Annotated in this window: 7 protein-coding genes; 4 read left to right on the top strand and 3 right to left on the bottom strand. The window is 71.5% G+C overall.

The window, feature by feature from the left end; translation table 11 throughout:
- Window positions 1-545: 545 nt before the first annotated feature.
- Entirely contained in the window at window positions 546-800 is a 255-nt protein-coding gene (locus tag ACIRG9_RS31390; protein ID WP_402864116.1) for an SCO4848 family membrane protein, read from the bottom strand.
- 134 nt (window positions 801-934) lie between these two features.
- Between ACIRG9_RS31390 and ACIRG9_RS31385 the strand changes: the two genes are divergently transcribed.
- The 3 genes from ACIRG9_RS31385 to argS all read left to right on the top strand — a co-directional run bounded on the left by ACIRG9_RS31385 (window position 935) and on the right by argS (window position 4,258).
- Complete coding sequence (locus ACIRG9_RS31385; RefSeq protein WP_402864113.1) at window positions 935-1,102, top strand: hypothetical protein; 168 nt, start codon at window positions 935-937, stop codon at window positions 1,100-1,102.
- Window positions 1,103-1,195: 93 nt separating this feature from the next.
- Window positions 1,196-2,254, top strand: coding sequence for a tryptophan--tRNA ligase (gene trpS, locus ACIRG9_RS31380; RefSeq protein WP_402864110.1), 1,059 nt, complete (start codon window positions 1,196-1,198; stop codon window positions 2,252-2,254).
- Between the two features lie 285 nt (window positions 2,255-2,539).
- Window positions 2,540-4,258: an arginine--tRNA ligase gene (argS, locus tag ACIRG9_RS31375; protein ID WP_402864108.1), complete on the top strand. Its 1,719-nt coding sequence runs from the start codon at window positions 2,540-2,542 to the stop codon at window positions 4,256-4,258.
- Between the two features lie 246 nt (window positions 4,259-4,504).
- Here argS and ACIRG9_RS31370 read toward each other — a convergent pair whose 3' ends face one another.
- Window positions 4,505-5,437 (bottom strand): oxidoreductase, encoded by a 933-nt coding sequence (locus ACIRG9_RS31370; protein ID WP_402864105.1) that lies wholly within the window; start codon window positions 5,435-5,437, stop codon window positions 4,505-4,507.
- A 90-nt stretch (window positions 5,438-5,527) separates the two neighbouring features.
- Here ACIRG9_RS31370 and ACIRG9_RS31365 point away from each other — a divergent pair, with 90 nt between their 5' ends.
- Window positions 5,528-6,106, top strand: coding sequence for a TetR/AcrR family transcriptional regulator (locus ACIRG9_RS31365; protein WP_402864119.1), 579 nt, complete (start codon window positions 5,528-5,530; stop codon window positions 6,104-6,106).
- A 56-nt stretch (window positions 6,107-6,162) separates the two neighbouring features.
- On the opposite strand, the gene ACIRG9_RS31360 is transcribed toward ACIRG9_RS31365, so the two are convergent.
- Window positions 6,163-9,132 (bottom strand): FlgD immunoglobulin-like domain containing protein, encoded by a 2,970-nt coding sequence (locus ACIRG9_RS31360; RefSeq protein WP_402864102.1) that lies wholly within the window; start codon window positions 9,130-9,132, stop codon window positions 6,163-6,165.
- Between the last annotated feature and the right edge of the window lie 306 nt (window positions 9,133-9,438).

The raw sequence follows: 9,438 nt of genomic DNA, 5'->3' as shown, positions 1-9,438 counted from the left end.
CCATCCGGAAACCCCCCACCAGGAGGACCCCCGTCCGGGGCATCTCGTTCAACCGCCCCCGCCGCTCTCGCGCCGGGCACTTTTACTACGTTACCTCCCCGTCTCCGCCGTGTCAAACCGTGTGTCCCGGTCTGTCGTGCTTCGTGCGGGTTGGCACCCGTGAACCCGCACGACGGCGAGCCGCTGCGCTTGATCATCGGATTTGGCAGGCCGGCCGCTGCGGTTACCCGCTCGCTCGTCCGTTTCCCTGCCGGTCGTCAACCTTACCCGGTCAGTTCCGCTCCGCCAAATCCGCCCTGCGACGTTCTGGCGGGCTCCGCCCGGACCGCGTTGTTCAGGAGCAGTGCTCCCGGACAACCCGGTGCCACCTCGGATCCGGACTCTCGGGCTTTCATCCCGTTTGCCCCGTTCCGCGCTGGCAGAGAGAAAGTTACGCGGTTTCGGGTTTGATCGTCAAATCGGGGGTGGGCGTCCCGCGTCACATCATCATCGCGGAACTATGTTGCCTGTTCAGGGGCGTGGAGCCCGGTCACGCGAACGGCAGCTCAGGCACGCGGACGCCGGCGGGCCGCCAGCCAGGCCCTGATCCCGAGCACACCGACGGCCGTGCCGATCGCCAGCGAGGCAGCGATCAGCAGCGCGTGCACCCAGAGGAAGCTGGTGGGCGCACCCTCGCCGACCGTGCCGGTCGACCAGGAACGCGGGTCGTTCCAGATAGCAACGGCGAACCTCGGCCAGATCACCCAGGTCCAGACTCCGACCCCGACCAGGAACAGCGACCAGCCACGCGACAGCACCATGGGTGGCCAGTATGCCAGCGGAACTGCCCGCAAGCGCCTCGGGCGACTCGTCAACGCAGGTCAATGCGGGTGGTAGCGGAACGGCCACCGCAGCGGTGAACCCGGTGCAGCCGGCGAGCGGCTACCCTGCAGGCATGGTCCGGCCGAGCACCCCTGTCCCGGAGACCGTCGACGGTCTCCCGGCAGCCGCCGCTCCGGTTCCCCCGGCCCGTGTCGACACCGGGCGGGAGCAGATCCTCGACGTACTCCGTGCCGACGGGTTGCGGTTCCGCGCCGGCGGGCGATGGCGGTTCGCGCTCTGAGCAGCCGATCCCACTGATCCGGGCACACCCCGGGTCTCCTTCCGCGCGTCCGCGCGTCCTTCCACCTGTTCTCGGCACGAAAGGCGTACGACCATGTCCGCAGCACGGATGCTCACCGGCGACCGCCCCACCGGGCGGCTCCACCTGGGCCACTACGTCGGCAGCATCGCCAACCGAGTGCGGCTCCACCAGCGGTACGAGAGCTTCTTCATCATCGCCGACCTGCACATGCTCACCACCAGGAACACCCGGGAGGACATCGATCAGGTCTCCCGTAACGCCCGCGAGATGGTCACCGACATCCTCGCCGCCGGCGTCGAGCCGGACCGGGCGACGTTCTACCTCCAATCGGCGATCCCCGAGGTCGGCGACCTGAACACCCTCTTCCAGAACCTGGTCACCGTGCCCCGGCTGGAACGCGTCCCGTCGCTCAAGGAGATGAGCCGGGACGCCGGCAAGGAGGAGATGCCGTACGGCCTGCTCGGCTATCCCGTCCTCCAGGCCGCCGACATCCTCTGCGTGAAGGGGCAGGTCGTCCCGGTGGGGAAGGACAACGCCGCGCACGTCGAGGTGACCCGGGAGATCGCCCGGCGCTTCAACCACCTCTACGGCGAGGTCTTCCCGGTGCCAGAGATGGTCATGTCGGAGACACCCACCCTGGTCGGCACGGACGGCCAGGGGAAGATGAGCAAGAGCACGGGAAACGCCATCGCACTCTCCGACGACCCGGCGACCGTGCGCCGCAAGGTGCTGGGGATGTACACCGACCCGAACCGGGTGCGCGCCGACGTGCCCGGGACGGTCGAGGGGAACCCGGTCTTCGCGTACCACGACGTGTTCAACCCGGAGCGGGCGAAGGTCGAGGAGTTGAAGGCGCGCTACCGGGCCGGCCGGGTCGGTGACGTCGAGGTCAAGGAGGAACTCACGGTCGCGCTCAACCGGTTCCTCGACCCGATCCGCGAGCGGCGGGCCCGATTCGAGGCGGCGAGCGGCCTGGTCGACGAGCTGATCTTCCAGGGCACCGAACGGACCCGGGCCGAGGTGCGCGACACCCTGGTCGAGGTTCGTCGGGCGATGGGCCTGACCAGCGCGTACACCCAGGTGCGACGGCGGGCCGAGCGCTACCGCAAGGCCGTTGCCACGTCGGCCTGAGTTTCCGGCTACGACCGGACGCCGGCCCGGGTACGGCCTTGCACCGCCCCCGGGCCGGCCGGTTAGGCTGGGCCGTATGACCTGTGCCCGCACCCTCGCGCCGACGTCCTGCGACGTGTCGGTCGGTGCGGAGCGACGCCGGCGGTCCCGCGACCGCCTGCGCTGAGCACCCCTTCTCTTGCGACCGGCGGATCGAGCCGCCGGTCATCGCCGATCGTCCTCGGTCCGCCCGCATCCCAGTCCGGAGATCCGCGCGAGGCGGATCCGAGCGAGATCGGCGTACCCATGGATCTGGAGAAACTGCTGACCGACCGGCTGGCGCCGGCGTTCGAGACGGTGGCCGGCGTACCGGTGGATCCGGTCGTGCGGCGCTCGCAGCGCGCCGACTTCCAGTCCGACGCGGCGCTGGCGCTGGCCCGGCGGCTCGGCCGGCCGCCGCGGTCGATCGCGGCGGAGGTGCTGGACCGCGCGCGGCTCGGTGACCTGTGCGCGGCGGCGGAGGTGTCCGGGCCGGGCTTCATCAACCTGACCGTCGCCGACTCCGCCCTGGGCGGCCTGGTCTCCGCACTGGCCGCCGATCCGCGGCTCGGCGTGCCGCTGGCGGCCGAGCGGGAGACCGTGTTGGTCGACTACTCGGCACCGAACGTGGCGAAGGAGATGCACGTCGGGCACCTGCGGTCGACGGTGATCGGCGACGCGGCGGCCCGGCTGCTGGAGTGGTTGGGCCACCGCGTGGTCCGGGCCAACCACCTGGGCGACTGGGGGACGCCGTTCGGCATGCTGATCGAGCACCTGGTCGACCTGGGCGAGGCCGAGGCGGCGCAGGAGCTGTCCATGGGCGACCTGGACGCGTTCTACAAGGCGGCCCGGGCCAAGTTCGACGCCAACGAGGCGTTCCAGGAGCGGGCCCGGCGCCGGGTGGTGGCGTTGCAGGGCGGCGACGAGGCGACGCTGCGGCGCTGGCGGCTCCTGGTCGAGCAGTCCGAACGCTACTTCCTCACCGTGTACGACCTGCTCGACGTGACCTTGACCAAGGGTGACTTCCAGGGTGAGAGCAGCTACAACAACCTGCTCGGCACGGTCGTGGACGACCTGGGCCGGCTCGGGCTGCTGCAGGAGAGCAACGGCGCGGCCTGCGTCTTTCCACCCGGCCAGGTGGGCCGGGACGGGGAGCCGCTGCCGCTGATCGTGCGCAAGTCCGACGGCGGTTACGGCTACCCGGCCACCGACCTGGCGGCGATCCGGCACCGGACCGGGACGCTGGGCGCGACCCGGCTGCTCTACGTGGTGGGGCTGCCGCAGCGGCGGCACTTCGAGATGGTGTACGCGGCGGCGGCGCAGGCCGGCTGGCTGGTCCCGCCGGCCCGGGCCGAGCACGTCGGGTTCGGCTCGATCCTCGGGCCGGACGGGCGGATGCTCCGCAGCCGGGCGGGCGAGTCGGTGAAACTCGTCGCCCTGCTGGAGGAGGCCGTGGCCCGGGCCACCGCGCTGGCCCGGCAGCGCAATCCGGAACTGGGCGAGGCCGAGGCGGCCGAGGTGGGCCGGGCGGTCGGCATCGGCGCGGTCAAGTACGCCGACCTGTCCAGCGACCGGCAGAAGGACTACGTGCTGGACTGGGAGCGGATGCTGTCGCTGGACGGCAACACCGCTCCCTACCTCCAGTACGCGTACTCCCGGATCCGGTCGATCTTCCGGCGGGCGGGGGTGGCGGCCCGGCCGGACGCCGGGATCTCGCTGGCCGAGCCGGCCGAACGGGCGCTCGCCATGGAGCTGCTCGGCTTCGCCGGGGCGGTTGTCGCGGTGGAGCGCAGTTTGGAGTTCCACCACCTGGCCAGCTACCTCCACCGGCTCGCCGCCACGTTCAGCGCGTTCTACGAGCGCTGCCCGGTGCTGCGGGCCGACGGTCCGGTACGGGAGAGCCGGCTGGTGCTCTGCGACCTGACCGCCCGGGTGCTGCGGCAGGGCCTGCATCTGCTCGGCATCCGCACGCCGGAACGGCTGTGACGCCGCCCGTGCAGGGTGCCTGACGTACGGCGTGATCCCTGGTCGCCGCGCCCGCTCTGTGGTGGGCGGGCACGGCGACCAGGGCCCGTTGCGCCTCGCGGCGCCGGGAGCGTCAGAGGCTGGACTTCGGCGTGGTCTTCGTAGCTGCCACTGGTGGGCGTACTCGTGCAGCAGGTTGCCGCCCCAGGGCGGCAACCGCGACAACCTGACTCCTCTTCGTCGAGTTGAGCGCGATCGTGACCGTGGTCAGTGGTGTGGCGTGGGCGGGGTGATGTCGATGCCGGTGAGTTGCACGGACCGGGTCCACAGCCGGGTCGCGAGGTCGAGGTCGGTGGCCGCCCCGCCGAGCGCCTCGAACGTCGGTCGGGCCTGGCGTGGTGGCCGACCCGGGCCGATGTGCCGGCCGGTGGGAGCCGCGATCTCGGTGGCGGCGTAGAGGATCGGCACCACGGCTTCGTCGATCGGCCGGCGCAGGAGGAGTCCCATCAACGTTCCGGCCGCGCGGGTCAGGGGCGGCGCGTCTCGGTCCAGGTCGGTCCGGGCCATACCGGGATGGGCGAGCAGGCTGCGTACCGGTGACCCGGCGGCACGCAGCCGGCGGTCGAGTTCGAGGGCGAAGAGCACGTTGGCGAGTTTGGACGTGGCGTAGGCGCCGCCTGGTGAGTATCCGCGTTCGGCGGCGAGGTCGGCCGGGTCGAGGCGGCCCAGCCGGTAGAGGCTGGACCCGACGGTCACCACGACGGGGTCGCGTCCCGCGGTCAGCCGGTCGAGGAGCAGGCCGGTGAGCGCGAAGTGGCCGAGGTGATTGGTTGCCAGCTGGCTTTCCACGCCCTGCGGGCTGAGTCGCCGGGGCACGCTGCCGATGCCACCGTTGTTGATCAGCGCGTCGACGGTGACCGCGTCGGCGCGCAGCTCGTCGGCGAACCGGTGCACGGTGTCGAGGTCCAGCAGGTCCAGGCGGCGGACGTCGAGGTCGGCTTTCGGGTTGTCGGTGCGCAGCTGGCCGCGTACGCGATCGCCCTTGTCGGTGTCGCGGACCGCCATGACCACGCGAGCGCCGCGCGCGGCGAGGTGGCGGGTGATCGCCACGCCGAGGCCGCTGCTGGCACCGGTGACCACGAAGGTACGGCCGGTCTGGTCGCGGAGGTCGGCGATGCTCCACGTTACGGCGCGAGTCATGAACCCTCCCGGGATAAACGGATGACTTATCCGATTGAAGTTCGGCCGAACCGGATTGTCAATCCGTTTCAGTAGACTGTGCCGGTGACCATGCCGCTACGCGCCGACGCCGCCCGCAACCGCGACCGAGTGCTGGCCACGGCCCGCCTCGCGGTGGCCGCGGGCGACCTGTCGTTGCAGCTCAACGACATCGCTCGCCGGGCCGGGATGGGCGTCGGCACGGTCTACCGGCACTTCCCGACCCGCCGGGCACTCCTGGAAGCCCTCGCCGACGACGCCTTCACCGCACTCCTCGACGACGCCCGCGTCGCGAGCCAGCAGCACGACGCCTGGACCGGCGTCGAGATCCTCCTGCGGGCGCTGCTCCTGCGGCAGCTGGCTGACCCGGCGTTCTCCGAAGTGATCTCCACGCGGCCGGACCTGGACGCGTCGGAGCGCACCACGGCCCATCGCGACGAGTTCGGCAAGCTGGCCCGGACCGTACTCGGACACGCCCGGCAGGCCAACGCGGTGCGGCCCGGCCTCACCGACGACGACCTGCACCACCTGGTCTGCGGCACCGTGTTCGCCCTACGCATCGGCGACGAGCCGAGCGAACGGGTCGAACGCTACCTACAGGTGCTCCTCGACGGCATCCGCTCCGCCGCGCCGACCCACCGGAAGCGGTGACGCGCCCACCCAGCGTCCGCACACCGAAGAAACCCGCTGTTCGCGAACAGGCGGAATCAACGGCGTACGGTCACCGCGGTGCTGGTCGCCCTGCCATCCAGATGGCCCGCCTTTCGGGCGATCACCGTGACGGTGAGTTTCTTGTTCCGCATCGAGGACGTCAGTTTCAGCGTCGAGCGGGTGGCACCGCGGATCACCTTTCCGTTCAACCGCCACTCGTACCGGTAGGAATCGGCCTTTGGTGACCAGGTGCCGACGGCGGCTCGTACCGTCCGACCCACCTTGACGGTGCCGGTGATCGACGGTCTCTTCGTGGCCTTCGGCGCCTTGCCCTTGGCGACCGCGGCCGAGGCAGCCGACGACGCGGTGCCGGACGGGGAGCCGGCGCGCTTCGCGGTCACCCTGACCGCGAGGCGCTTGCCCAGCAGCGAAGCGGAGATCGGCAGCGAGGCGCGGGTAGCGCCGCGGATCGCGGTGCCGTTCGCCAGCCATTGGTACTCGTACGAGGTGGGCGCCGGGGTCCACGTGCCGGGCACCGCCTGCACCGTGGACCCGACGGCGAGTGCCCCCAAGATCGCCGGGGCCCTCGTCGCCCGCAACGGCGCCGGTGCCGGTGGCGCTTGAATCGGCGGGCCGGCGACGGTCAGGGCGGCGCCCACGCCGTCCGCGGGCTGGGCGGTGAGCGTCCAGGTGAAGGTGCCGTCCGCGACCGCCTGGCCCGCGGTGTCCCTGCCGTCCCACGCGGCCCGCAGCAGGCCGCGGGCGGACGAGCCGGACAGCGTACGGATCGTGGCGCCGGACGAGTTCCGGAAGGTGACCTGCCAGGCCGCGGCGGGCTTCGACAGCCACCAGGCGCCGGACCAGTTGGCGGCGGTGTCGACCACCGTGGAGTCGATGACGTTCAGCGCGGAGGCGGGAATCCCGGTCGGCACGATGTGGACGCGCTGCTGCTCGTCGGCGTAGGCGACGCCGCCGCCGAACCGGTCCACGGTCCAACTGGTGCGCGCCCCACCCTCGCGTCCGAGGTCGTCCGTACCGACCAGCATCCGGCTGGGCAGCTCGCCGCGCAGGTCGACGAGCCGCAGCCCGCCACCCGTACCGGCGACCTGCTCGACGAGGTAGCCGTCGCCGAGGAGGACCTGGCCCGCCGGGGCTGCGGCGGTGCGCTTGGACGTCCGGTCGTAGACGCCCGAGCCGCGCACCCAGCCCCAGTAGTCCACGCAGGCCCAGTACACCCAGCGGCCGACGGCCTGCAGGTCGGACAGGGTGCAGTCGTTGCTGGTGGTGAAGGTCTCCACGACGTCGCCGGTGGGGAGCCGGGTGGCCGTCACCACGCCACCGGAGGCCGCGCCGCTCCACAACGTCGAGCCCCAGACGGCCGCGGCGACCCGGTCCCGCCGCTGCAGGACGGCTCCGCTCCCGCCGTACCGGAATTCGCTGATGTGCTGCCGGCCGGGGTAGACGGCACCGTCGACCACCGCGTACCGCCCCGAAAGATCAGCGAGACGCGGGGAGCCGTCGCCCGTGTCGAGGGTCGGTCCCCAGGAACTGGCGCCATTGACGTACAGCATCGTCAGGCCGGACTCGGTCGGTTCGGCGCGACCGTGATGGCCGGTGCCGTCGGCGAACATCCGGATGCAGCGGGGGCTGTCGCTGTGGCAGAAGCCGTCCCGTCCGCTGACCCGCCCGTCCACGGTGGCCCTTTCGACGGCCAAGGCCTCCCCTGCGACGGGCGTGGTCAGCCAGGTGCTGCGGTACGCACCGAGGGTGCTGCTCGGCGCGTACGCCGTGCTGTTGTCGGCCGTGCTCAAGATGCCGCTGCCGAGGGCGAGTCCGTGGATCTGCGCGGGCATCGGTTGCACCGCTGTCAGCCGGCGTCGTTCGACGGAGCCGTCGGCGGCCTGGGTGATGCGGTAGATGCCCCAGTCCAGGTCGCCCTGCTCGACGTAGCGGTCGGCGCCCGCCACGAGCACCGAGCCGTCCGGGGCCTCGACGATCTGGTGGGCAGCGGGATCCATGACCTTGGTGGCACGGCCGGGGCTATCGGTCCGGACCGCCCAGAGCGGCTGCCCGCGGTAAATGTTGTTACCCGTCCAGATCGGGTCGACGGCCAGCAGCGCGGAGCCGACGATGCCAAATTCGGCCTGGTGGGAGAACGAGCCCGTCTCGACGATACGGGGTTCCGCCGACAGGTCGGCCCGGTCGAGGACGTCCAGCTTCGTGCGCCCGCTCCGGAGCCGCAGCACGGAGTCGCGACCGAGCCGGAAGGCGCTCACCTCCCAGCCGGCGTCCGGGTCCGGCCGATCCGGCAGCGGGGTGAACGCGCCGGTGGCGAGCTCGACTATGCCCCAGTGCCCCCAGCCGTCCGACTGGTCGGCTGTCTTGTAACGAAGGATGACGGAGCGGGCGTCGCCGTCCTCCACCGTGACCTCGGTGGTGCCGGCGGGAAACCCCGTCACCGGCGTATCCGTGCCGGCCCGCAAGAGGTGGAACGCCTGGCCGTCGGCGCGAGTGAGCACGAATTCGCCGAACGTGCCCTGGTACGACTGCCCCTCGGGCAACGGCAGCTCGTTCTCGCCCGAGCCGCCCCGCAGCAGGGTGACGTGCGGCGACGGCTCGGCGGAATAGAGGGCGAGGGTGTCGGAGCCCGCTCCGTACCAGCCCGGCTGGAACGAGGCGGCCGTCGAGAAGTAGCCGCTGTCGATGTCGTACGTGACCGGGCCCGGCAGCCGGTGCGTAAGCGCGGTGGGCGTGCCGGTGGCGTAGTCCGTCCACAACAGCCGGTCGTCGCCCTCCTGAGCCCAGAGAAAGCCGGTGGTCCCGGCGTTGAGAATCTGGGTGGCCCGGGGCACGGCCCGCGGCGCGGCGGGCAGCATGATCTCGGTCGACTCGGGCGCCGCCGCCGCGGCGGCCGGGGCCGGCAGGGCGGTGAGGGTGCCGACGAGGCACAGGGTCATGGTCAGGACGGCCGAGATGCGCGGCGTCCCAGTGGCGAGCCGTTGCTGGAGCTGACCCGGTCGGGCCACCGTTCCTCCTGAGGACAAGAAGGCAGGTGGTGAGCAGGACGGCAGTGCCTGGTTGTTGTCCCCCCGCTGCACGGCGCGCCCCCACGCACGCGAACGCGAAGCATAGCAACGTTCATAACTTCAATCGGACCGGTTTTGGTCGTGCCAACGGGGCTCCGCCCAGCGGTCGGTCGGCCGGTCGGCGAGCACGGCGACGACATCCAGAAATGGATCCGCGGCCGGAGCCTGGTTGGCTCCGGCCGCGGACCGGTTAGAACATTCGGTTTACAGCTTGGCGCACTGGCCTGAGGCTGAGCCCTTCACGCT

The sequence above is a fragment of the Micromonospora sp. NPDC093277 genome, assembly GCF_044765245.1.
Lineage (GTDB): Bacteria > Actinomycetota > Actinomycetes > Mycobacteriales > Micromonosporaceae > Micromonospora.
Note: the sequence above shows the minus strand (reverse complement) of the source record. Positions and strands in the feature narration are given on the sequence as shown.

Coding starts and splice junctions, on each gene's coding strand:
- ACIRG9_RS31390 (WP_402864116.1), bottom strand. CDS start 800: ATGGTGCTGTCGCGTGGCTGGTCGCTGTTCCTGGTCGGGGTCGGAGTC.
- ACIRG9_RS31385 (WP_402864113.1), top strand. CDS start 935: ATGGTCCGGCCGAGCACCCCTGTCCCGGAGACCGTCGACGGTCTCCCG.
- trpS (WP_402864110.1), top strand. CDS start 1,196: ATGTCCGCAGCACGGATGCTCACCGGCGACCGCCCCACCGGGCGGCTC.
- argS (WP_402864108.1), top strand. CDS start 2,540: ATGGATCTGGAGAAACTGCTGACCGACCGGCTGGCGCCGGCGTTCGAG.
- ACIRG9_RS31370 (WP_402864105.1), bottom strand. CDS start 5,437: ATGACTCGCGCCGTAACGTGGAGCATCGCCGACCTCCGCGACCAGACC.
- ACIRG9_RS31365 (WP_402864119.1), top strand. CDS start 5,528: ATGCCGCTACGCGCCGACGCCGCCCGCAACCGCGACCGAGTGCTGGCC.